Annotated in this window: 24 protein-coding genes; 20 read left to right on the top strand and 4 right to left on the bottom strand. The window is 67.3% G+C overall.

Annotation, left to right across the window (positions count from 1 at the left end; all coding sequences use genetic code 11):
* Positions 1-6 precede the first annotated feature (6 nt).
* Positions 7-1,677 (top strand): FAD-dependent oxidoreductase, encoded by a 1,671-nt coding sequence (locus tag F3087_RS00220; protein ID WP_150399727.1) that lies wholly within the window; start codon positions 7-9, stop codon positions 1,675-1,677.
* A gap of 44 nt (positions 1,678-1,721) precedes the next feature.
* On the opposite strand, the gene F3087_RS00215 is transcribed toward F3087_RS00220, so the two are convergent.
* A complete protein-coding gene (locus F3087_RS00215; protein ID WP_191093714.1) occupies positions 1,722-2,498 on the bottom strand; it encodes an acyl-[acyl-carrier-protein] thioesterase in 777 nt (258 codons plus the stop codon).
* Positions 2,499-2,650: 152 nt separating this feature from the next.
* Here F3087_RS00215 and F3087_RS00210 point away from each other — a divergent pair, with 152 nt between their 5' ends.
* The 4 genes from F3087_RS00210 to F3087_RS00195 all read left to right on the top strand — a co-directional run bounded on the left by F3087_RS00210 (position 2,651) and on the right by F3087_RS00195 (position 6,506).
* Positions 2,651-2,842: a helix-hairpin-helix domain-containing protein gene (locus F3087_RS00210; RefSeq protein ID WP_191093713.1), complete on the top strand. Its 192-nt coding sequence runs from the start codon at positions 2,651-2,653 to the stop codon at positions 2,840-2,842.
* A gap of 90 nt (positions 2,843-2,932) precedes the next feature.
* Positions 2,933-3,352 (top strand): hypothetical protein, encoded by a 420-nt coding sequence (locus tag F3087_RS00205; RefSeq protein ID WP_150399725.1) that lies wholly within the window; start codon positions 2,933-2,935, stop codon positions 3,350-3,352.
* Positions 3,352-5,289, top strand: a complete 1,938-nt coding sequence (locus F3087_RS00200) for a serine/threonine-protein kinase (RefSeq protein ID WP_150399724.1) — start codon at positions 3,352-3,354, stop codon at positions 5,287-5,289. Before F3087_RS00205 ends, F3087_RS00200 begins: the two co-directional genes overlap by 1 nt.
* Complete coding sequence (locus tag F3087_RS00195) at positions 5,289-6,506, top strand: DUF7373 family lipoprotein (protein ID WP_150399723.1); 1,218 nt, start codon at positions 5,289-5,291, stop codon at positions 6,504-6,506. Before F3087_RS00200 ends, F3087_RS00195 begins: the two co-directional genes overlap by 1 nt.
* On the opposite strand, the gene F3087_RS00190 is transcribed toward F3087_RS00195, so the two are convergent.
* Together F3087_RS00190 and F3087_RS00185 are read right to left on the bottom strand one after the other, a co-directional pair.
* Complete coding sequence (locus F3087_RS00190; RefSeq protein ID WP_150399722.1) at positions 6,503-7,639, bottom strand: transglycosylase SLT domain-containing protein; 1,137 nt, start codon at positions 7,637-7,639, stop codon at positions 6,503-6,505. The two genes, F3087_RS00195 and F3087_RS00190, sit on opposite strands and share 4 nt — an antisense overlap.
* Positions 7,636-7,962, bottom strand: a complete 327-nt coding sequence (locus tag F3087_RS00185) for a type VII secretion target (protein WP_150399721.1) — start codon at positions 7,960-7,962, stop codon at positions 7,636-7,638. The genes F3087_RS00190 and F3087_RS00185 overlap by 4 nt, the downstream gene beginning before the upstream one ends.
* Positions 7,963-8,155: 193 nt before the next feature.
* Between F3087_RS00185 and F3087_RS00180 the strand changes: the two genes are divergently transcribed.
* The 8 genes from F3087_RS00180 to F3087_RS00145 all read left to right on the top strand — a co-directional run bounded on the left by F3087_RS00180 (position 8,156) and on the right by F3087_RS00145 (position 16,322).
* On the top strand, positions 8,156-9,130 hold the full coding sequence (locus F3087_RS00180) for an NADPH:quinone oxidoreductase family protein (protein WP_150399720.1): 975 nt from the start codon (positions 8,156-8,158) through the stop codon (positions 9,128-9,130).
* A 7-nt stretch (positions 9,131-9,137) separates the two neighbouring features.
* Entirely contained in the window at positions 9,138-10,250 is a 1,113-nt protein-coding gene (locus F3087_RS00175; RefSeq protein WP_150399719.1) for a winged helix DNA-binding domain-containing protein, read from the top strand.
* Between the two features lie 123 nt (positions 10,251-10,373).
* Complete coding sequence (locus F3087_RS00170) at positions 10,374-11,705, top strand: amidohydrolase family protein (RefSeq protein ID WP_150399718.1); 1,332 nt, start codon at positions 10,374-10,376, stop codon at positions 11,703-11,705.
* 100 nt (positions 11,706-11,805) lie between these two features.
* Entirely contained in the window at positions 11,806-12,594 is a 789-nt protein-coding gene (locus F3087_RS00165; protein WP_150399717.1) for an ABC transporter ATP-binding protein, read from the top strand.
* Positions 12,594-13,436: an ABC transporter permease gene (locus F3087_RS00160; protein ID WP_150399716.1), complete on the top strand. Its 843-nt coding sequence runs from the start codon at positions 12,594-12,596 to the stop codon at positions 13,434-13,436. The genes F3087_RS00165 and F3087_RS00160 overlap by 1 nt, the downstream gene beginning before the upstream one ends.
* Before the next feature lie 15 nt (positions 13,437-13,451).
* Entirely contained in the window at positions 13,452-14,618 is a 1,167-nt protein-coding gene (locus tag F3087_RS00155; RefSeq protein WP_223884749.1) for a periplasmic binding family protein, read from the top strand.
* A 28-nt stretch (positions 14,619-14,646) separates the two neighbouring features.
* The gene (locus tag F3087_RS00150) at positions 14,647-15,636 is read left to right on the top strand and encodes an isopenicillin N synthase family dioxygenase (RefSeq protein WP_150399714.1); all 990 of its coding nucleotides are present in this window, start codon (positions 14,647-14,649) and stop codon (positions 15,634-15,636) included.
* 32 nt (positions 15,637-15,668) lie between these two features.
* Positions 15,669-16,322: a GntR family transcriptional regulator gene (locus F3087_RS00145; RefSeq protein ID WP_150399713.1), complete on the top strand. Its 654-nt coding sequence runs from the start codon at positions 15,669-15,671 to the stop codon at positions 16,320-16,322.
* Between the two features lie 5 nt (positions 16,323-16,327).
* Here the strand turns inward: F3087_RS00145 and F3087_RS00140 are convergent, their stop codons facing one another.
* On the bottom strand, positions 16,328-16,849 hold the full coding sequence (locus F3087_RS00140; RefSeq protein ID WP_150399712.1) for an Lrp/AsnC family transcriptional regulator: 522 nt from the start codon (positions 16,847-16,849) through the stop codon (positions 16,328-16,330).
* Positions 16,850-17,035: 186 nt separating this feature from the next.
* Here F3087_RS00140 and hppD point away from each other — a divergent pair, with 186 nt between their 5' ends.
* From hppD to fusA, 7 genes are all read left to right on the top strand, one after another.
* The gene (gene hppD, locus F3087_RS00135; RefSeq protein WP_150400805.1) at positions 17,036-18,235 is read left to right on the top strand and encodes a 4-hydroxyphenylpyruvate dioxygenase; all 1,200 of its coding nucleotides are present in this window, start codon (positions 17,036-17,038) and stop codon (positions 18,233-18,235) included.
* Positions 18,236-18,304: 69 nt separating this feature from the next.
* The gene (locus F3087_RS00130) at positions 18,305-18,511 is read left to right on the top strand and encodes a hypothetical protein (protein WP_150399711.1); all 207 of its coding nucleotides are present in this window, start codon (positions 18,305-18,307) and stop codon (positions 18,509-18,511) included.
* A 65-nt stretch (positions 18,512-18,576) separates the two neighbouring features.
* Entirely contained in the window at positions 18,577-19,107 is a 531-nt protein-coding gene (locus F3087_RS00125; protein WP_191093712.1) for a DUF3558 domain-containing protein, read from the top strand.
* Positions 19,108-19,121: 14 nt separating this feature from the next.
* Complete coding sequence (locus F3087_RS00120; protein ID WP_150399710.1) at positions 19,122-19,658, top strand: DUF3558 domain-containing protein; 537 nt, start codon at positions 19,122-19,124, stop codon at positions 19,656-19,658.
* A gap of 269 nt (positions 19,659-19,927) precedes the next feature.
* A complete protein-coding gene (gene rpsL / locus F3087_RS00115; RefSeq protein WP_019049359.1) occupies positions 19,928-20,302 on the top strand; it encodes a 30S ribosomal protein S12 in 375 nt (124 codons plus the stop codon).
* A gap of 1 nt (position 20,303) precedes the next feature.
* Positions 20,304-20,774: a 30S ribosomal protein S7 gene (gene rpsG / locus F3087_RS00110; RefSeq protein WP_150399709.1), complete on the top strand. Its 471-nt coding sequence runs from the start codon at positions 20,304-20,306 to the stop codon at positions 20,772-20,774.
* 136 nt (positions 20,775-20,910) lie between these two features.
* The gene (gene fusA, locus F3087_RS00105; RefSeq protein WP_150399708.1) at positions 20,911-23,013 is read left to right on the top strand and encodes an elongation factor G; all 2,103 of its coding nucleotides are present in this window, start codon (positions 20,911-20,913) and stop codon (positions 23,011-23,013) included.
* Positions 23,014-23,090: the final 77 nt, after the last annotated feature.

Genomic DNA, 23,090 nt, shown 5'->3' with positions numbered 1-23,090 from the left:
CACAATATGGCCTACGTAATCACGCAGCGTTGTTGCAACGACGCCAGCTGCGTTTCCGAGTGCCCTGTCGATTGCATCCGTCCGACTCCGGATCAACCGGAGTTCGCGACGACCGAGATGCTCTACATCGACCCCGACACCTGTATCGACTGCGGTGCGTGCGTCGATGCGTGCCCGGTCGAGGCGATCTTCTCCGAAGACGACCTGACCGCATCGCTGGCCAGATACCGCGAGATCAATGCCGCCTATTTCGAACGGCATCCGCTCGAGTCGAACTTCGACCCGATCGTCACCCCGCCCCGGCCGCCGAAGGAGCTCGGCACCCTGCGGGTCGCGATCGTCGGGGCCGGCCCGGCGGCCTGCTACGCCGCCGACGAGCTGCTGCGCCGGGCGGACGTGGAGATCGAGATGTTCGACCGGGTGCCGACCCCGTGGGGTCTGGTCCGGGCGGGCGTGGCCCCCGATCACCCCGGCACGAAGACGGTGTCGAGCCTGTTCGAGTCCGCGTTCCGGCGCGAGACCTTGCAGTACTACCTGAATGTCGAGATCGGCACGCACATCTCGCACGAGGAGCTGCTGAAGCACCACCACGCGGTGATCTACGCGGTCGGCGCGTCGACCGACCGTCGCCTCGATGTGCCGGGCGAGGATCTGCCGGGCAGCCACTCGGCCACCGAGTTCGTCGCCTGGTACAACGGCCATCCCGACTTCGCGGACCGGCAGTTCGACCTGTCCGGCGAGCGGGCGGTGATCGTCGGCAACGGCAACGTCGCCCTGGACGTCGCCCGCGTGCTGACCGTCGACCCGGACGAGCTGGCCAAGACCGACATCGCCGACCACGCCCTGGACGCCCTGCGGCGCAGCAATATTCGCGAGGTGGTCGTGCTCGGCCGCCGCGGCCCGCTGCAGGCGGCGTACACGTCGTCGGAGTTCCTGGCGCTGGCCCACCTCAGGGGCATCGACGTCGTGGTCGACGAGTCCGATCTGGCGCTCGATCACGCCAGCCAGTCGCTGCTCGACGACCCGGACATCGAACCGTCGCTGAAGCTCAAGTACACCCTCGCCGAGGAGTACGCCGGCGCGCCGCGCGACCCGAGCCACAAGCGGATCATCTTCCGCTACCTGGCCTCGCCGACCGCGCTCACCGGCACCGACCACGTCGAGGCGATCGAGTTCGTGCACAACGAATTGTTCGAGGACAACGGCCAATTGGTGGCGCGGGCGACCGAGCGCACCGAGCGGATCGAGGCCTCGCTGGTGCTGCGTTCCATCGGCTACCGCGGTTCGGCCGTCGCCGACCTGCCGTTCGACGAGCGGCGCGGCGTGCTGCCGAACGAACACGGCCGGGTGCTCGACACCGACGGCACCCCGCTGTCCGGCGTGTACGCGAGCGGCTGGATCAAGCGCGGCCCGCGCGGCGTCATCGGCTCGAACCGGACCGATGCCGAGGAAACGGTGGAGAACCTGATCGCCGACTTCACCAGCGGCAAACTCGGTGCGCCCGAGGCGAATCGAGCGGCGCTGAAGGCGTTGCTCAATGAGCGGCAGGCCGATCTGGTGGATCGGGACGGCTGGCGGGCGATCGATCAGGCGGAGAAGGCCGCGGGCAAGTCCGCGGGCCGGCCGCGGGTCAAGTTCACCACCCGCGAGGATCTGCTGAAGGCCGCACGCGGCTGACGGAGCCGGCCGACCGGATCCGTCAGGTTCCGGTCGGCCACTGCCTATTCGGGCGGCAGCGGCATGATGCGGACGACCGTGGTGGTCGTCCCGCCGACCACGAACCACAGGCGAAGCACCGGCCGCCCCGTGCGATCGCCCGGTTCGAACCGGCTGCGCACGGTCACGTGCTGACGCGCGAGCACCGGCGCGACATATTCGATGACCGCGCGATGCGGACCGGCGAGCAGCTTCGGGTACTCGACCATGAACTGTTCCACCGCCTGCCAGTAACAGGCGTTGTTGACGTGGTTGTACTGGTCGATGTCGGTCGCGCGCACCGGAAACGGCATGTCGGTGTCCGACTCGGACGGCGAGGTGTCGGTCAGGTACGGCCGCCAGCGCAGCCGATGCTCCTGCGTGGTCTGCGCGAGATAGGCCAGGCCCTCGTCGCTGATCCGCGCGGGCATCCCGGTCGACTCGCTGATGTTGATCCAGAAGCCCTCGGTCTCGATCAGCCCACCGTTCGAGCTGGTCACCCGCACCCGCATGTTCGTCCAGCGGGTCGACATCGCCGAGCACCAGCGCAGCAGCTGCACCTCGTCCGGCCACAGGATCGGCCGGATCACGTCGATCACCGTGCGCCGCACGATCCAGTTCGGATCGCTGCGGCTCAGGAACGTCTTGTGCAGGTTTTCCCAGGCGATGTCCTGCAGGTAGCGGGCGACGGCGTCGAAGCGCAGCCGATCGTAAGGGTCCACATCGCCAGCCCGGATGGGCCACGCCGAAGCAAAGCCCATGCCCTCCTGGGGAAGCGGGGCGAGTGGCTGATCGAGTGACACTGGTGCTCCTCGCGCTGCACGGTGTGCCGCGTTCTTCGTGTGGTGCTGTTGTGAGACGACTTTACGGGTCGTACGTCACACCATCGCGTCGAGTGCGTAGGTAGCCGCCGGTGTGCTCGCGAACAACGCCTCTACCAGGCATCATGGACGCCATGAGCGATTCGGATCTGCCTGGCCAACTCGGCAAACCCGCTGAACGCGCCTTGGCCGCGGCCGGAATCCGCGACCTCGACGACCTCACCTCCTGGACCGAGCGCGATCTCGCCGCGCTGCACGGGGTCGGCCCGACCGCGGTCACCAAACTCCGCGCCGCCCTCGCCGCGCGCAACCAAACCTTCGCCTGACGGCCACACCGGAATTCCGGTCACCACCAAGACGTGTCACATGTGCCCCGGTACGATCCCCGGAACAGGCACGACAGGGGAGGAACACGGGTGAAGGCGCTCGGCCGGCACGACCCGCGCGCGGCAGGCCGGCACCAGCCGATCGCGGTCGAGATGATTCCCCGTCACCCGGCCGGGAATCCGGAGTTCCGGGCCCGCTTCCGGCTGGAAGTTCAAGCCGCCCAACGTGTTACCGGTGTGCACACCACGGAGAGGAAACGCGTCGATCTGGTCCCGGAATATGCCGGATTCTCGGTGAACGGCAGCCCACTTGATGACTTACCCACGGTCCGCCGTATAGATTCCGACGGCACGTGTGCGACCTACCATCCGGTGCGGCCGACCATCGAGGATCGAGGAGAACAGATCGCCGTGACCGAGCGACCGACCGGACCCGGCGCTGCCGAGGCAGTCTGTGCCGCTACCGAATCAGTCCTCGGCGGTGTCGTGGCTCGCCTGCGGAGCCGGTGATGGTGACCCCGCTCGCACGCGACGAGCCCACCCAGATCGGCAGATACCGGCTGCTCGGCGAGCTCGGCTCCGGCGGCCTGGGACGGGTTCTGCTCGGCGTCGGACCGGACGGCCGCCTGGTCGCGATCAAGCAGGTGCATCGGCACCTGGTGGCCGAGCCGGACTTCCTGCCTCGGTTCCGTCGCGAGGTACGCACCTCCGTGCAGGTCTCGGGCGCCTTCACCGCCGCCGTGGTCGACTTCGATGTCGAAGCCGAAGTACCTTGGCTCGCTTCGGTTTTCGTGCCGGGGGTGCCGTTGGACAAAGCCGTCGAGAACTACGGCCCGCTCACCTCGGACGAATTACACAAGCTGGCAATCGGACTCGCCTCGGCCTTGCAGGCTATCCACGGCGTCGGGCTCATCCACCGAGATCTCGTGCCCGCCAACGTGATTCTGGCCGAGGACGGCCCCCGGGTCATCGATTTCGGGATCACGCGCGCGGCCGAGGGCGGCTCCGAGCACACCGGCCCGATCGCGGGCTCGCCCGCGTTCATGTCTCCGGAACAGGCGCAATCGCTGCCGCTGACGCCGGCCGGCGACATGTTCTCCCTGGGCGCCGTGCTCGCGATGGCCGCGGGCGGCGCGAGTCCGTTCGCCGGATCGTCGCCGCGCCACACCCTCCACAACATTGTGCACACCGAACCCGACCTGAGCGGATTACCGCCCGAAGTAAGAGAATTGGTTTCCCCATGCCTGAGCAAGGACCCACAGGAGCGTCCGACGCCCGCCCAGCTCCTCGACTTTCTCGGACCGCTGCCGCCGCAGCATCGACCCTGGTCGGCGCAGGTGCATAAGGAAATCCGGGAACAGGAGGCCGAGCTGTCGGCGCTCCGCGCCGATCCGAACGCCACGCAGGCCACCGGCGCGGATCCGGCCCGCTATCCGGAGGCCTCCAGTGTCGACGCCTTCGAGCAGCGCTTGCAGGCGCTCGTCGAGATCCAGCGGGCGAGCTCGCTGCGCCGGCGCCGGAAGCGGGCACTGATCGGGGCCGCGGCCGTGGTCGCCCTGCTCGTCGTCGTGTTCGCGGGCACGGCCCTGTTCGGTGGTGACGACGAGGGACCGGCCGAACCGGCGGTGAATCCGCTTGCGGCGCTGAATCTTACGAAGCTCCGGTCGATCGATCTGTGTGCCGCGGTGAAGGATCCGCTGGTCTCGTCGCTGGGGGCGTGGACGAAAGCGCCGAGCTCCACGCAATGGGGCACGTGCGCGGGGGAGTCGGGCGGCTATCAGTTCGACTTCGATATCAAGCGCGTCGAGGGTTACCGGGACAACGGTAAAACCGTCGCGGGAGTCCCGGTGCTGGAGGACGCGACCGGCGGAACCGACAGCTGCGGCCGGGCCTTGTTCCCCGCGAAAACCGATCCGCAATTCGGCATCGCGGTACGGGTGAAGGGCGCGAAGTCCGACACCCTGTGCGGGGTCGCGGACGAGGCGGCCACCGAACTCGCCCATCGGATATCCGAAGGGCCACCGCAACTTCCGAACATTCGCAACTCGCTCGCCCGGCAAGACCCGTGCGCGCTGGTCGATTCGGTCGTGGTGAAGCTGAATATCGGCGATCAAGTGCGCGGCGCTCCGGATCAGCTGCACACCTGCAAATGGACGTCGACCGGCACGGTCACGCTCGCCCTCGAACGCTCGAAGGCGTTGACGCCGACCGAAAAGCCGATCCCGTTCGACCTCGGCGGCGGCAATTTCGTCTTCTTGGACGAGGCGGAATTGGGCTCGCCGACCTGCGTGCGGCGCGGACAGTACCGGGCCATCGACGGCGGCGACGCCGAGGTGGTGTCGGTGCAGGTCGACAATCCCACCCTCGCCGAACATCCCGAATTCAGGTGTCTGGCAGCACAACAGGTGCTGCAGAACGTCCTGGACAACCTCCCACAGGTGAGTTGATGAACTGGAATACCCGAGTCGCCACGGCGCTCCTCGTCGTCCTCGCCACCGCCGCAGCGGGCGGCTGCGCAGCGGAAGTGCAGGGAACCAGCGTGTCCAGCGAGATCGATGTGCGCGCGCTGGACACCGGCAAGTTTCCGACCACGCCACCCAAGATCGCGAGCCGCCTGGACGATCTCGGCTACGCGCGATTGGAGGCGGCGCGCCTGGCCGATGCGGTCCTGAGTCCTCATGAGGTGGACCCGAAGTACTCCGTCGGTGCGTCGGCGCGCGTGCACACCGACGCCCAGTCGGTGGCGCAGTACCTCGCGGAGCCGGCCATCCCGGTGCTGCAGAATCACGGTTTCGTACTCGGGTTCTCCACCGGTTCGGCCGAGGACGTGCCGCCGCTCACCGATCCCGCGGCCGGCGTTCGCCAGCGCGACGGCCTGACCGTGACGGTGTCGCGTTTCCCGGACGCCGCGGCCGCGAAGGCGGCGGCGGCCGAACTCGACGCCGTCGACCTCGGCCTCAACCCGGAGAACGCGCCGGTCGGTCTGCCCAAATACCCGGACGCGCGGGCACACTGGCGTCCGGCGTTTCCGACGCTCGGCAGCACGACCCCGCACGGGAACTATGTGATCAGTGTGCTGGCGGAGGCGCGGACCGCGGATATCGATCGGCTGGTCGACGCGACCCAGAAGTATCTCGCCGCGGAGGTCGCCGAACTGGACAAGTTCAGCGCGACACCGATCGGGAAATTCAACACGCTGCACCAAGATCCGGATGGCTTGCTGGTCCGGGTCATCCAGGACAAGGGTGTTGTCCCGGCGCCGGACGGACAGGGTGAGGTCGTCTTGACCCTGCGCGGCTATCTGAACTACGTGCAGGATCAGGCGGGCCGCCTGCCGGTGCTGCGGAAAGCGGGGGTCGATCGGATCGCGGTGACGCCCAATGCGTTCGGGTTCCGGGCGACCGATGACGCGGCCGCGGCGCGCTTCGTCACCGAGTCCGCCGAACTCGGTAATGCGGCGGACCGCCGTGCGGTCGATCCGCCGGTGGATGTGCCCAGCGCGGCGTGCGTGCAGGACTATGTCGCGCCGAAGGAAGCGCAGTTCAGGTGCTTCGTGTCCTATCGGCGGTACGCGGCCCTGGTGCTCGGCGGCCGCCTGTGGGAAACCCAGCAGCGCGCGGCCGCGCAGTACGCGTTGTTAGCGAACGAAAGCGGTGAGCGTTAGTAGCCCTGGTACGCGCCACCGGAATTGACCGCGACCACGCCGGGCACGTTGTTGACCGATCCATACCTGTCGATCGAATAGCGAACGCCCGCAATAATATTGTCCACCGGGTTCCAGATGTCGTCGTGCCCCGGCGCCTTGTAGGAGTTGAAGGTGCTGTCGATCGTCTGCATCAGCCCCTTCGACGGGTGCCCGGCGACCCAGTTACTGTCCCACTGGTTTTCCGCGTACGGGTTACCTGCCGATTCGTGCTCGATGATCATGGCGATGGCGCGCTCATCGATGTCCTTGGGGTCGTACCCCATTTCGATGAGTTTCTGTTTCGCCTCCGCGATCCATTTCGCCATATCGCCGCTCGGCATCGGCCCGGTAGGCGCGGACGAACTGGGACTGCCGGAACCGCTGTAACTTCCGCTGTTGTACGGGGTGCCCGATCCGGAGTTGTGGTTCCCCATCGCGTAATTGGGCTTGCTCGACGACGGGCTGCCGTTACCGTTGTTCACCGCGGCGGGCGAACTGACGGCGGCCGGCACCGTGCTGGCCGGCGGCGCCACGTTCGCGCTCGGGTCGCCGAGCCCGTTGAACGCCTGCTCCAACTTGCCGACCGCCGTGTCCACCTGTGTCTTCGCCTGGCCGGCCACGGTTTCCGCGGTCTTGAGCGCATTGGTCAGTTCCCAGGTGCGCGACGCGGCCAGCAGCGACTCCTGGAAAACGAGCCCCTCCACGTCCGTCTTGTCCGAGTGTTCGCGCAGCGCCGCGATCCGGGTGGTGGCGTTGACCTTGCCGTTGTCCTCCACGTCGAACGGCGGCTTCTGGTTGATCGCGTCGTCGCGCAGCTGGATCACCTTGTTCTTCGCCTCGACCAGGTTCTGCGTCTGGGAGGTGAAGGCGGTCTTCAGTTCCAGCAGCGCGGCACTCACCGCGGAGGAACGGGTCTTCTCGGTGTCCATCCGCGCGTTCGCGGCGGCGCCCGCCGTTCCGGACCACTTGTGCCCGTCGTCGAGCGACTTCGTCTCGGTGGAGCCCTTGCCGACGGCGGTGTCGAGGCCCTGCGACATCGTCCCGGCCTGTTCGCCTGCGGCGGTGAGCTGTTCGGGCTTCCAGTTCTCCACGTCCGAGATGCTGAGCGTCATGCGGTCAATCCGATCGCGCGGAGTTTCGCGGCGAAATCGTCCTCGGCCAGTTCGTATTTGCCCGCGGCATTGTGCAGATTGTCGGCGATCGTGGTGAGCCGGCCGCCGATCCGTTGCAGGCAGCGGTTGACCACATCGTTGGCCTGGTTTGCCGCCGTGCCGAATTCGGTACCTGGTAGCGCGCCCGCCGCGGCGGATAACGCTCCCCCCGCGTTCAGCCCGGTCACCTCCCCGGCCTCGGTGCCGAGAGTTTGCGCGAACGATCGCAGTGCGCCCGGATCTACCTGCACACTTGTCGACGCCGGTTGATTTTGCTCGACCATGAGTCCCCCTTCACGCCCGACCATAGGTCGCGGTCAGCATAGCAAAACGGGGGCTGCCGGACAGGGGCCTCGGGCCGGTCTGGCAGTGCGGGCAAACGTAGACAGGGTGCGCACGCCGAATCGATGCGGGTTACGTTGATCACGGCGGCGTCGGCGTGGAGAAAAGCCGGTGCCACGACAGAGAGGTCGGCAGATGCGCGCAGCCCAGGTCAGCAAGCTGGAGGGACCGGAGTCGGTCGAGATCGTCGACATTCCGGAGCCCGAGGGATACCCCGGGGGCGTGGTGATCGACGTGCACGCGGCCGGTGTCGCCTTCCCGGACGTGCTGATGACCCGCGGGCTCTACCAGATGAAGCCGGAACTGCCCTTCGTCGTCGGCGGCGAGGTGGCCGGCATCGTGCGCGAGGCCCCGGCGGACGCGCACGTCAAGGCGGGCGACCGGGTCGTCGCGCTGACGCTGCTCGGCAATGCCATGGCAGAAGTGGCAGTCGTGCCGACCCAGATGGTGTTCAAACTGCCGGACAACGTCTCCCTCGAGGCCGGCGCCGGCATCCTGTTCAACGACCTGACCGTGCAGTTCTGCCTGCGCAAGCGCGGCAGGCTGGCCGAGGGCGAGACCGTCCTGGTGCACGGCGCCGCGGGCGGCATCGGCACCTCCACGCTGCGGATGGCGGCCGCGCTCGGCGCGGGCCGGGTGATCGCGGTGGTCAGCACCGAGGCGAAGGCCGAGGTGGCGCGCGCCAACGGCGCGACCGACGTGGTGCTCGCCGACGGCTGGCTCGCGGCGGTGAAGGAACTGACCGGCGGCCGCGGCGTGGACATCGTGCTCGACCCGGTCGGCGGCGACCGGTTCACCGACAGCGTCCGTTCGCTCGCGTCCGCGGGCCGCCTGCTGGTGGTGGGCTTCACCGCGGGCGAGATCCCGACCGTGAAGGTCAACCGGCTGCTGCTGAAGAACGTCGAGGTGATCGGCGCGGCCTGGGGCGAATGGGTGATGACGCACCCCGGCTACCTGACCGAGCAGTGGGACGAGGTGGCGCCGCTGCTGGCCGCGGGCAAGATCGAGGCGCCGAAACCGGTGCTGTACCCGCTCGACCGGGCCGCCGAGGCGATTGCCTCGCTGGACAACCGCACCGCGACCGGCAAAGTCGTGGTCACCCTCCGCTGACCGAAACATGCTGCTCTCCAATCGAACTCTGAACCGGACGCTGCTGGCGCGCCAGCACCTGCTGGAGCGTTCGCAGCTGACGGTGCACGAGATGTGCGACCACCTCGTCGGCCTGCAAGCCCAGGACTCACCGCCGCCGTTCGTCGCATTGTGGAGCCGCATAACGGATTTCGATCCGGCGACGGTGTCGGACGCGCTGGTGGATCGTTCGCTGGTCCGGATCACCTTGATGCGCGGCACCATTCACCTGGTCACCCCGCCGGACGCGCTACGGATCGCGCCGCACATCCAGCCGGAGCTCGAAAAGATCCCCTTCCGTAAGGGTTTCAACTACGGCGCGATGGTCGGCCTCGACGCCGACGAGGTGCGTGGGCACGGCGAGCGGGTGCTCGGCGACGAGCCGATGTCCGCCGCCGAGCTGCGCGAGCGCGCCGCCGAGATCTACCCCGACCGCAATCCGGGCATGGTCGTGCAGACCTGGCTCTACCAGCTGCCCGTGCTGCAAACTCCGCCGCGCGGCCAGTGGAAGGACAGCAGCAGGCCGATCTGGTCCCGGGTCGAGCCGTGGCTCGGCGCACCGCTCGACCCGTCGTATCCGTTGAGCGAGTTGCTCCTTCGCTATCTGCGCGCGTTCGGTCCGGCCTCCACCATGGACATGCAGACCTGGTCGAAGCTGCTCGGCATGAAGCAGGCGATCGAGCAGCTCGGCGACCGCGTGCGCACCTACACCGACGAGCGCGGCCGCACCCTCTACGACGCCGCCGACGCGGAATTGGCCGATCCGGACCTCCCGGCCCCGGTCCGTCTGCTCGGCTGGTACGACAATGCCGTTCTCTCGCACCAGGATCGAACCCGGATCGTGCCGGAGGGCAACGCCCCGCACCTGCGCGCGTTCGCCGCCGCGGTCGCCCCGGTGCTGGTCGACGGCTATCTCGCCGGCCTCTACAAGATCTTCCCGGAAGCCGGTGTCGCGCGCCTGCGGATCAGCCCGACCCGCACGTGGACGAAGGCAGAGCGCACCGCCGTGGAAGCCGAATCGCAGGCCCTGCTCGGTTTCATGGAGGCGGCGAAGGAACCTCGCGTAGAGATCCTGGAGGTCGGCGCCGACCTGCGTCCGTGAGGCTTAACCGCGTCGAAATACGGGCTCGGTAGGCTGCCCGCACGTCGCTCATGGCTGCAACGGGCGACGCGAGCCGCCGGATCGAGCGGGCGAACCAGCCGCATTTCCCAGGAGGAATGCCGCGTGTTCGAGAATCGACCTCATTCCGTCGTCATCGGTGCTGCCACCGTCTATACCCGAGGTGCGTGGCAGACCGGCCACGATGTCGTCGTCCAGGACGGCGCTGTCATCGCGATAGGTCCGAACGCGCGCGCGGATTACCGTGCGCTTCCGTTCGTCGACGGCAGCGGCGGCTATCTGATCCCCGGCTTCGTCAACACCCACACACACCTGCAACAGGCGGTGCTGCGCGGGATCGGCGAGGGCCTGCCGCTGCTCGAATGGCTGCGGTGCGTGGGGGAGCGCACGGTCGCCGCGACGCCGGAACAGACCTACCTGTCCGCGCTGGCCGGCGGACTCGAACTGCTGCGCAGCGGCGTGACCACGGTCGTCGAGCACATGTGGCCGAACCGCTCGGAAGCCGTGCACGACGCCATGCTTCGCGCGCTGGCCGAGCTCGGCATCCGCGTGGTCCTCGGCCGCGGCATCGCCGACCGCGCCGATCCCACCCGGCGCTGGGGTCTCGATCCGCGATTGATGCAGCCGCTGCCGGACGCGTTCGCGCACATCGATGCCTTGGACGCACAGCTGGCCGGTTCGCGGATCGGCACCGCCCTGGCCGTGCCGAATCCGCGCTGCCTCACCCCGGACGGCATGGCCGCCGCGCGCGAGTACGCCGGGCGGACCGGCAAAACGGTGTCGATACATGTACTCGAGACCTCGACCGACGAGGAAATGTGCCGATTGCATGCAGGCCGCGGCGCGGTCGATTATCTCGACGCCGGCGGACTGCTCTGGGATCGCACCCTGGCGGTGCACTGCTGTCACCTCGACAGTGCCGGCCGTTCGGTCTTCGCCGCTCGTGGCGTATCCGTCTCCTATAACCCGCTGAGCAATATGCGCCTGGGCAGTGGCGTCGCGCCCGTGCTGGAAATGCTGGCGGCCGGGATCGACGTCGGACTCGGAGTGGACGGCGCCGCCAGCAACGACACCCAGGACATGCTGCTGACCTTGCGCATGGGCTCCTACTTGCAGCGCGCCACTCGAAAACGCGCTGACCTCTTGGGATTCGACGAGATGCTGCGCATGGCGACCCGGGGCGCGGACCGGGTCCTCGGCCGGCCGACCGCGGCGCCGGGTGTCGCGATCGGCGATCGTGGCGACCTCACCCTGCTCCGGTTCGATCGGGACTTCGCCTGCCTGCCGGTTCTCGACCCGGGCGCGACGCTGCTGACCACGGGCTCGCCCCGGGTGGTGGACACGGTGTGGGTCGACGGCGAGGCCGTCATCCGGGCCGGCCGCAGTACCCGGGTCGACGCCGAGCTGCTCGCGCGTCGACTGAACAACATGCGATGAAGTTAATCAGACGGAAATCAATCGGCGATTGCATGTAATCACTCTCGATAAGACTGATGTTGTGCACGAGTTGCACGCAATATCGAGAGAAGGTGCGAACATGACGCGCTACGCGGAGACACTGCCGGAAGCCGGTGCGGGGACGCAGCTCTCGGGCCCGGCGGTCTCGTTCGTCAACGTGCACAAGCGATTCGGCGGCCCGACGGGAACCGAGGCGCTGGCCGACATCGGGCTCGAGCTACGCACGGGCGAGTTCGTCGCCGTGGTCGGGCCGTCCGGCTGCGGCAAGTCCACCTTGCTGCGGCTCGCCGCGGGACTGGAGCGGGCCACCTCGGGAGCCGTTGCTGTGCAAGCGGATTCGATCGGCTTCATCTTCCAGGAGGCCACCCTGTTGCCGTGGCGCAAGGTGCTGCGCAATGTGGAGCTGTCCGCCGAACTGCGCGGCATCGACCGAAAGACCAGGCGGCAGCGCGCACTTCGGGCGCTGGCCGCGGTCGGCCTCGCGGACGTCGCGAACAGCCTGCCCAGCCAGCTGTCCGGCGGCATGCGGATGCGGGTGTCGCTGGCCAGATCCCTCTCGCTCGAGCCGCAACTGCTGCTGCTCGACGAACCTTTCGGCGCGCTCGACGAGCTGACCAGGCTGAACATGCAGGAGGAGTTGCTCCGGCTGTATCGGGACAACGCCTTCACCGCGCTGTTCATCACGCACTCGGTGTCGGAGGCGGTGTTCCTCGCCTCCCGCGTCGTCGTCATGTCCGCGCGGCCGGGCCGGGTGCACGAGGTGATCGACGTGGACCTGCCCTACCCGCGCGACCGCGAACTGCGCTTCGATCCGGCGTTCACCGAGTTGGTCTCGCGCGCTTCGCATTCCCTGAAGGAGGCCTGCTGATGGTCAGTATCGCGGCACCCGTAACCCTGGTCCGGCCGATTCGGCGGATCGTTGTCCGTCCCCGCGCCGCGGTCACCAAACTCCTTCCGCCCGTGGTGTCCTTCGGGTTGGCGATCGGTGCGTGGTACCTGGTCTCGATGGTGCTGCTCGGTCCGAGCCGCCGCTTCCTGCTACCGCCGCCGCACGCGGTTTTCGCCGAGTCGCTGGCGAATCCGATCAAGCTCGAGGTGATGCTGCGCGCGCTCGCGGTCACCGCGAAGGTGGCGGTGAGCGGGCTCGCGGTGTCGGCGGTGCTGGGCGTCGCGATCGCGGTCCTGATGAGTCAGGCCAAGCCGATCGAGCGCGTGGTATATCCCTATGCGGTTGTGCTTCAGGCGATTCCAGTGCTCGCCGTGGTTCCGCTGATCGGGCTGTGGTTCGGTTACGGCACCGCCGCGCGGACCATCGTCTGCGTGCTGATCGCCATCCATCCGATCATTGCCATGACCCTATTCGGCATCCAGTCCGTCGACCGGAACCTCCAGGAACTCTTCACCCTTGGGCGCGCGAGCCGCTGGCGCAGGCTCTGGGCGCTGCAACTGCCCGCCGCGCTGCCGTCGATCATGACCAGCCTGCGCACCGCCGCCGGACTGGCCGTCACCGGCGCGATCATCGGCGACATGTTCTTCGCGCAGGGACGGCCGGGCATCGGCACCCTGCTCGACAACTACCGCGCGCGACTGCAATCCGAGGATCTGATCGCCGCGCTATTGCTGGCCGCGCTGTTCGGCGTGCTCGTCTTCGCCCTCTTCACCGCCGCCCAGAAGCTCACCGTCGGCCGCTGGCACGCGTCCGGTCGCTAGTCCTTGGAGAATCTCATGAGAACACCCCTTCGCCGGCTCGGCATAGCCGCCCTCGCGACCCTTGCCGTCGTGTCTGGAGCAGCCTGCTCCAGTAGCGAATCCGACACCGCCGCAGTGGATCTCCCCGCGGCGCCGGCCGAGCAGCAGCTGTCCGGCATCTGCCCGGGCACCGTCGTGGTGCAGTTGCAGTGGGAACCGGAGACCGATTCCGGTCCGATCTTCGGCCTGCTCGGTCCCGGCTACCGGGTCGATTCCGACCACAACAAGGTCACCGGTCCGCTGGTGACCGACGGCAAAGACACCGGGGTGAAGCTGGAGATTCGAGCGGGCGGGCCCGCCATCGGATTCCAGACGGTGCCGTCGCAGATGTACGTCGACCAGAGCATCACCCTCGGCCTGGCGCACTCCGAACACGCCATCGCCGCCGCGGGGGCGCAGCCGATCGTCGCCGTGACGACCTTGCTGCGCAACAGTCCCCAGCTGCTCATGTGGGATCCGAAGACGCACCCGGACTGGCACGGCATCGCCGATATCGGGAAATCCGGTGCGCCGATAGTAGTTTCGCAAGGTCAGCTCTACCCGGACTGGCTGGTGTCGCGCGGCCTGGTCGACGCGAAGCAGATCGACAACTCCTACGACAACGCCCCGTCGCGCTTCGTCGCCGGGCCGTCCTTCGCGCAGCAGGGCTTCCTGAATTCCGAACCGTACGTCTACGAGCACGAGGTCCGCGCCTGGGGCAAGCCGGTGGCTTACCAACTGCTGCGCGACGTCGGCTACGAGGGTTACGCGCGCACCGTGAACGTCCGGGCCGACCGGCTGGCCGAGCTGCGCCCCTGCCTGCAACGGCTCGTCCCGATGATCCAAAGGGCGACAGCGCAATTCCGGGCCGATCCCGGCCACATCGATGACACCGTCGTCGACATCGTTGCCAAGAGCGCCAATTTCAGCCCGTACAGCGCCGAACTGGCCGCCTACGGATCCAAGGCGCTGATCGACGGCGGCCTGATCGGCAACGACACCGACGGTGTGCTCGGCAGTTTCGACGAGGCCAGGGTGCAGCGCGTCATCGACGAGTTCGCCCCCATCCTGCGCCGCGGCGGTGCCGCGGTGCCCGCCGGACTGACCGCGCGCGACCTGATCACCAAAGAGTTCCTGAACCCGGCGATCAGCGTCGCCGGATGAATCACCCACGCAGACAAGGACGGACATCATGACCGCCAGCTACGACCTGTCCGAGGTTTCCCGCGAGCAGCAGATGGGCGGCCTCGGCCGGGAGACCGACCGGGAGATCCGGGTGATCGACCTGACCGATTTCACCGGCCGCCGCGCCGAGATCACCGACGAATTGTGGTCGGCCGCCACCGAGATCGGCTTCTTCCAGCTCGCCGGCCACGGCATTCCGCAGGACCGGATCGACACCGTATTCGAGCTCACCGCAAAGTTTTTCGCCCTCCCCGAACCGGTGAAGGCCAAATACCCACTGGTCAAAGCGAACAACGCGGGCTGGGAGAGCCTGAGCCAGGTGCGCCCGTCCATCGGCGTCCCGGATCAGAAGGAGTCCTACCAGGTCACCCGCCCGCACATGGCCGAGCTGTGGCCGAGCGAGCAGGAACTCGCCGGATTCCGCAGCGCCATCCTGGATTTCGAGCACCAGGCCTGGTCGGTCGCGATGCAGGTGCTCTCCTGCTTCGCCGATCGGCTCGCCTTCGACCGGGATCACTTCACCAGGGCGCACGACCCGAGTTCCGCGCAGTATCAGAGCACGCTGCGGCTGCTGCACTATTTCGCGGTGCCCGCGGAACTACGCGGCGTCGAAGGCCGTTGGCGGGCCGGCGCGCACACCGACTTCGACTGTCTGACATTGCTTTTCCAGCGTGACGGGCAGGGCGGCTTGCAGGTGTGCCCCGGCAAGGAGATGGCCGAGCAGGAATGGACCTCGATCACCCCGTCGTCCAGCCTGATCACCTGCAACATCGGCGACATGCTCACCCGGTGGAGCGACGACCTGCTGCCGTCGAACTTCCATCGCGTGCGCAGCCCGGGCGCGGGCGAATACCAGGGCGACCGCTACAGCATCGCCTACTTCGCGCAGGCCGACCGCGACGCCGTCATCCAGGGACCGCAGGGCAAGTACCCGCCGGTGACCGCGGCCGACTTCCTCACCCAGCGGGTACAGGCCAACTACCGCCCGCAGGGGTAACTTCACCTCCGGACACGGAAAGGACCCACGCGATGACCGACGACGACGCGACGAGCTCCGCCCTGCTCGGCGAGTCCGTGCACCGCCAGGTCAGGCAGCTGGTTCTCACCGGCGAACTCGAGCCGGGGCACCCGCTCAGCGTGCCCGCGCTGGCGGCCCGGCTCGGGGTCAGTCGCAGCCCGGTCCGCGAGGCCGTCCAGCAGCTCATCTACGAGGGGCTGGCGGTCAATGTGCGGCATGCGGGGGCCCGGGTCGCCGCGATCGGCGACGAGCAGGTGCGCGACGTCCTCGCGGTCCGGGCCGTGCTGGACGGGCTGGCCGCCGCGGCGGCGGCGACCCGGCTGTCCGAGACCGACCTCGCCGAGTTGGCGACCATCCTGGCCACGCAGGAGGAGAACTTGCGCGCCGGCCCGGACACCGCGCGCGACACCGAGCTCGACGTCGAGTTCCATACCTTCATCCGTGAGCGGGCGGGCAATCGCCCGCTCGCCGACGAGCTGGCCCGCCTCGAGGCCCAGACTCACCTCTACCGGGGTGACCTGTGGCGCTCCGACCTCAACCGCCGGGTCGCGCTGCGCGAGCACCGGCACATCGTCGAGGCGCTCGAGTCAGGCCACGCCGAGGCCGCACGTGCCGCCGCGCAGGCGCACGTGCACGGACTGGTCACCCGCATCGGCAGGCAATGACCCGGTTACCGCTCGTGCGCCCGATAGGCCGGCGCCTTCGTGTTCCCCGCCGGATCGAGCGTGCGCAGCAACGGCAGCGTGCGGAACGGCACCACGGTCGACAGCACGATCACGCTGTGCGACCGCACCACCGACGAGGTCCGATCGATGCTCAGCAGCACCGACTGCAATCCGGCGTGCGAGTCCGCGCCGATCCGGCACCACACGTCGCCGGTGCCGGTGGTCGCGTACGCCTCCAAAACCCCTGGGATCGTTTCCAGTTCGGCCGCGACCGCGTCCAGCGCACCCTGCGCGATCTCCAGCGTGACAAAGGCCTGCACATCGAAACCCGCTGCGGTGACGTCGATCTGCGGATCGTAGGAGGCGATGACGCCGGACTCCTCCATCCGGCCGATCCTGGACTGCACCGTGGCTCTGGCCACTCGCGTCCGGCGGGACAGTTCGAGAATGCCCGCCTTCTGGTATTCGTGCATCGCGGTCAGGATCGCGAGATCGAGTTCGTCAAGTTTCGCCGGCGTTCGTGACATGGCGGCCTCCGTTCCGAGCACAGGCTGGGATTCCAGCCATGGATAGCACCAGCCAGCTGATGCTATTCAAATTGTCCAGCATTCAAGGGCACTTCCTAGCCGAATTCGCCAGAGTGTCTATCGAAAATCGCCGCTGTTGCCTAACCGCCGACCCTGACGATTACTTGGTGCATGACCATCGAGCAGATGCCGAATGCCCGGTCCAGCACGGCGCCCAGTACCGCCCCCACCGACACTGAGCTGCGCAAGCTCGTCGGTCTCGTGGACCATGACACCAGCGTCGACAATTTCCCGGTGACCGGTTGGGACGCCCTCGTCTGGGTCGTCGGCAACGCCACCCAGACCGCGCATTTCCTGGAGTCCGCCTTCGGCATGCGCCTCGAGGCCTACTCCGGTCCCGAGACCGGCAACCGCGACCACAAGTCCTACGTGTTGCGCAGCGGCGGTGCCCGATTCGTGGTCAAGGGCGCGGTCGACCCGGACAGCCCGCTGGTCGCGCACCACGATCGGCACGGCGACGGCGTCATCGACATCGCGCTCGAGGTGCCCGATGTGGACCGCTGCATCGAATGGGCGCGCACGCACGGCGCGACCGTCGTCGTCGAACCCCACGACGAGACAGACGAATTCGGCACCGTGCGCTCCGCCGCCATCGCCACCTACGGCGAGACCCGGCACACCCTGGTCGACCGTTCCCGCTACAACGGGCCGTACCTGCCCGGCTACATCACCCGCAGCGCCGGCTACCAGCCGCGCGAGGGCGCGCCGGTCCGGCTGTTCCAGGCGATCGACCATGTCGTCGGCAATGTGGAGCTCGGCCAGATGGACGAGTGGGTCGAGTTCTACCGCCGCGTCATGGGTTTCACCAATATGGCCGAGTTCGTCGGCGACGACATCGCCACCGAGTACTCCGCGCTGATGAGCAAGGTCGTCGCCAACGGCAACCACCGGGTGAAGTTCCCGCTCAACGAGCCCGCGGTCAGCAAGAAGAAGTCGCAGATCGACGAGTATCTCGAGTTCTACCGCGGTCCCGGCGTGCAGCACATCGCGCTCGCCACCGGCGACATCCTGACCTGTGTCGACGCGCTGCGCCGGGAAGGCATCGAGTTCCTCGACGCCCCCGACTCCTACTACGAGGACCCGGAACTGCGCGCCCGGATCGGCCACGTCCGCGTGCCGGTCGAGGAACTGCAGAGCCGCGGCATCCTGGTCGACCGCGACGAGGACGGCTATCTGCTGCAGATCTTCACCAAGCCGATCACCGACCGCCCCACCGTGTTCTTCGAGCTCATCGAGCGCCACGGCTCGCTCGGCTTCGGCAAGGGCAACTTCAAGGCCCTCTTCGAGGCGATCGAGCGTGAGCAGGAGGCCCGCGGCAATCTGTGATCGGTTGTGGCCCTGAGTATCCGGCAGTACGCTGCTTGGGATTCGCCGGATGCTTAGGGGACTGTCGCAGTGCTCGAGAGATCTGCCGCCACCTTCGCACTGGCCGTCGCGCTCGCCCTCCCGCTGAGCGCGACGACCCGAGCCGACCCCCCACCCACCTATTACCCCACCCTCGACGCCTGCCTGGTCGCCATGTCGAAATACAAAACCGGCCCCGCCCAGTGCACCTATATCGACGCGATCGGCGGCTACGAATTACGGGTCCAGAGTGGCTGACCGGGCCCCGGTGCGGCCCGCGTCGTCCGGGCTGGCCCACCGTGCGCGTGGGTAGAGTGCAGGCTATGCGGATAGGGGCGTTGGTCGGCTGCGCGGCAGTGCTGTCGTTGGTGCTGACCGGGTGCGGTTCCGGGAACGACTCGGACAACACCAGCACCCCGCTCCGGCCGCCGCCGAAAGTGGCCGCGCTCGGACCGTTCGTCGGCGAGTGCGGAAATGTCACCGACGACGAGGTGCGCACCCTGACCGGAATCGGTCAGACCTCCCAGGTGCTGAAGAATTCGGTCGGCTGCAATTGGCAGACCGCCGGATTGGGCTCGCCCACCGTCACCTTCGCGTCCTACCGGGGCAGTCCGATCGCCCGCGAGAAGGCCTGGGTGACCACGCAGGGTCGCCCCACCCAGACGATCGACGTCGGCGGCCGCGCCGGCTGGCAGGCGCTCGAGCCGGACAGCCGGATCTGCGACCTCGCCGTGCAACTCGACGACGACTTCTTCGAATGGTCCATGTCCTTCGGGCTCTTCGCCCCGCCCACCGCCAACCCGTGCGACCTGATGCACAAGCTGGCGGAGCTGACCGTGCAGCGGCTGAAGTGAAGGGGACGACGACCATGCAGCTTCGCGGAATAGCCGTGGCCGCCGCCGTGTTGACCATCACAGCTACCGTGTCCGCCTGCGGTCAGACGGTCAGTGGGTCCGCCCACCCCGCCGGCTCGGGGACCGGGGACACCGTCAACACCAACTTCGACAAGTTGCTGCGCGAGTGCGAAATCGTCACGCCCGAGCAGATCGCCGATGCGGTCGGGGTCAAGGGAACCGCGGCGCAGCCGTCGTTCTACGGCGCGGTCTGCATGTGGGACGTGCAAGGCGCGCTGGTCACCCTGAACTGGTACGAGATCGGCTCGCTGAACAACGAGAAGGCCAATAACGACAAGCTGGGGTACTCGACGAACAACATCACCGTGCAGGGCCGGCGTGGGTTGGAGACGCGGCGGCCGAACGATCCGGACTCCTGCGGGGTCAGCGCGGGCGCGGCGGATCAAGGCGTGATCGGGTTCTGGATCAACTATCGGCAGGGATCCGGGCATCCGGATCCGTGCGCGGGCGCGAAGAAACTCGTAGAGTTGACCCTGAACCTGGCCAGGTAGCGGGGTCGGTAGCGACCCCGCTTTGACCCTGTGTCGCGACCACGAGTATCGTGGATCGCTGTGCCCGGAAGCATACGGGCAAGTTCGTGCGTGACCGTAGGCCAGCGAAAGCGGCTGACACCTCCAGCGTGCCCGCAATTCGGGCCCTACACCACGCGCGACACGCCCGACCTCGGGGCACGTAAAACGTGGCCGGACGTGCGAGTGAAAGCTCGATGACCAAGACATGAAGTTTCAGACACCGCGTAACTAATAAGGAAAGCCGGTCTATGCCAACCATCAACCAGCTGGTCCGCAAGGGTCGCCGCGACAAGGTCTCCAAGACGAAGACCGCGGCGCTCAAGGGCAGCCCGCAGCGTCGTGGCGTGTGCACTCGCGTGTACACCACGACTCCGAAGAAGCCGAACTCCGCGCTGCGTAAGGTCGCGCGCGTTCGCCTGACCAGCGCGGTCGAGGTCACGGCGTACATCCCCGGCGAGGGCCACAACCTGCAGGAGCACTCGATGGTGCTCGTCCGCGGCGGCCGTGTGAAGGACCTTCCCGGTGTCCGCTACAAGATCATCCGTGGCTCGCTCGACACCCAGGGTGTGAAGAACCGCAAGCAGGCCCGCAGCCGTTACGGCGCCAAGAAGGAGAAGAGCTGATATGCCACGCAAGGGCCCCGCACCCAAGCGTCCGCTGATCAACGACCCGGTCTACGGGTCCCCGCTGGTCACTCAGCTGGTCAACAAGATCCTGCTGGACGGCAAGAAGTCCACCGCCGAGCGCATCGTCTACGGCGCGCTGGAGCAGGCGCGCGACAAGACCGGCACCGATCCGGTCGTCACCCTGAAGCGCGCGCTGGACAACGTCAAGCCTGCCCTCGAGGTGAAGCCCCGCCGCGTCGGTGGCGCCACCTACCAGGTGCCCGTCGAGGTTCGGCCGGGCCGTTCCAACACGCTGGCCCTGCGCTGGCTGGTCAACTACTCCCGCGCTCGCCGCGAGAAGACCATGGTCGAGCGTCTCGCCAACGAGCTGCTCGATGCCAGCAATGGTCTCGGCGCCTCGGTGAAGCGTCGTGAGGACACCCACAAGATGGCCGAGTCGAACCGGGCCTTCGCGCACTACCGCTGGTGACGTCTGCCCGGCCCGTAGTTTCGGGTCGGGAGGCACAGCCGGCCGCGGCACCAACCTGCCGCAGCCGGCGTTGAACAGAGACGACCACAGGGTCGTCCCCGAAAATCCCATCTAGCTACGAGCGGGGAAGATTTCCGTGGCACAGGACGTGCTCACCGACCTGAACAAGGTCCGCAACATCGGCATCATGGCCCACATTGATGCGGGCAAGACGACCACAACTGAACGCATCCTCTTCTACACCGGCATCACCTACAAGATCGGTGAAGTCCACGATGGTGCAGCCACCATGGACTGGATGGAGCAGGAGCAGGAGCGTGGTATCACCATCACCTCCGCGGCTACCACGTGCTTCTGGAAAGACAACCAGATCAACATCATCGACACCCCCGGGCACGTCGACTTCACCGTTGAGGTGGAGCGGTCGCTGCGCGTGCTCGACGGCGCCGTTGCGGTGTTCGACGGCAAGGAAGGCGTCGAGCCGCAGTCCGAGCAGGTGTGGCGTCAGGCCGACAAGTACGACGTGCCGCGAATCTGCTTCGTCAACAAGATGGACAAGCTCGGCGCGGACTTCTACTTCACCGTGCAGACCATCAAGGATCGTCTCGGGGCCAAGCCGCTGGTCATCCAGCTGCCGATCGGCGCCGAGAACGACTTCGAGGGCATCGTCGACCTGGTCGAGATGAACGCGAAGGTCTGGAAGGGCGAGACCAAGCTCGGCGAAGAGTACGAGGTCGTCGAGATCCCGGCCGATCTCAAGGACCGCGCGGAGCAGTACCGCCAGGAACTGCTGGAGACCGTCGCCGAGTCGGACGAGGCGCTGCTGGAGAAGTTCTTCGGCGGCGAGGAGCTCTCGATCGAGGAGATCAAGGGCGCCATCCGCAAGATGACGGTCAACTCCGAGCTCTACCCGGTGCTCTGTGGTTCCGCGTTCAAGAACAAGGGCGTTCAGCCCATGCTCGACGCGGTCATCGACTACCTGCCCTCGCCGCTGGACGTGGAGGCCGCCACCGGCCACGTTCCCGGCAAGGAAGACGAGCTGCTGACCCGCAAGCCGAGCGTCGACGAGCCGTTCGCGGCGCTGGCGTTCAAGATCGCTGTGCACCCGTTCTTCGGTGAGCTCACCTACGTGCGCGTGTACTCGGGTCAGGTCGCCTCCGGCGCCCAGGTCGTCAACTCGACCAAGGGCAAGAAGGAGCGTCTGGGCAAGCTGTTCCAGATGCACTCCAACAAGGAGATGCCGGTCGCGACCGCGTCTGCCGGTCACATCTACGCCGTGATCGGGCTGAAGGACACCACCACCGGTGACACCCTCAGTGACGCGCAGAACCAGGTCGTGCTCGAGTCCATGACCTTCCCGGACCCGGTCATCGAGGTCTCGATCGAGCCGAAGACCAAGTCCGACCAGGAGAAGCTCGGCACCGCGATCCAGAAGCTGGCCCGCGAAGACCCGACGTTCTCGGTCAAGCTCGACCAGGAGACCGGCCAGACCGTCATCGGCGGCATGGGCGAGCTCCACCTCGACATCCTTGTCGACCGCATGAAGCGCGAGTTCAAGGTCGAGGCGAACGTCGGCAAGCCGCAGGTGGCCTACCGCGAGACGATCACCAAGAAGGTCGAGAAGCTCGAGTTCACCCACAAGAAGCAGACGGGTGGCTCCGGCCAGTTCGCGAAGGTCATCATCGCCATCGAGCCGTTCGTCGGCGAAGACGGCGCGACCTACGAGTTCGAGAACAAGGTCTCGGGTGGCCGCGTTCCGCGCGAGTACATCCCTTCGGTGGACGCCGGTGCGCAGGATGCCATGCAGTACGGTGTGCTCGCGGGCTACCCGCTGGTGAACCTGAAGCTGATCCTGCTCGACGGCGCCTACCACGACGTCGACTCGTCGGAAATGGCGTTCAAGATCGCCGGTTCCCAGGCACTGAAGGAAGCGGCCCGTAAGGCCGGTCCGGTGATCCTCGAGCCGCTCATGGCGGTCGAGGTCATCACGCCCGAGGACTACATGGGCGATGTGATCGGCGACCTGAACTCCCGCCGTGGCCAGATTCAGGCCATGGAGGAACGCAGTGGTGCCCGTGTCGTCAAGGCGCTGGTTCCGCTCTCGGAGATGTTCGGCTACATCGGTGACCTGCGGTCGAAGACCCAGGGCCGGGCGAACTACTCCATGGTGTTCAACTCGTACGCGGAGGTTCCGGCCAACGTGTCGAAGGAGATCATCGCCAAGGCGACCGGCGAGTAGGTGCCCTCGGGCGCTACGCAGGCTCCGCGCCTGCACGATGTCGGGGCAGGTGTAAGACTTGCCCCACATCCGCCGGG

This window comes from Nocardia colli (genome assembly GCF_008704205.1).
Classification (GTDB): Bacteria; Actinomycetota; Actinomycetes; order Mycobacteriales; family Mycobacteriaceae; genus Nocardia; species Nocardia colli.
The sequence above is the reverse complement of the archived record's forward strand: the minus strand, read 5'-3'. Positions and strand labels throughout refer to the sequence as shown.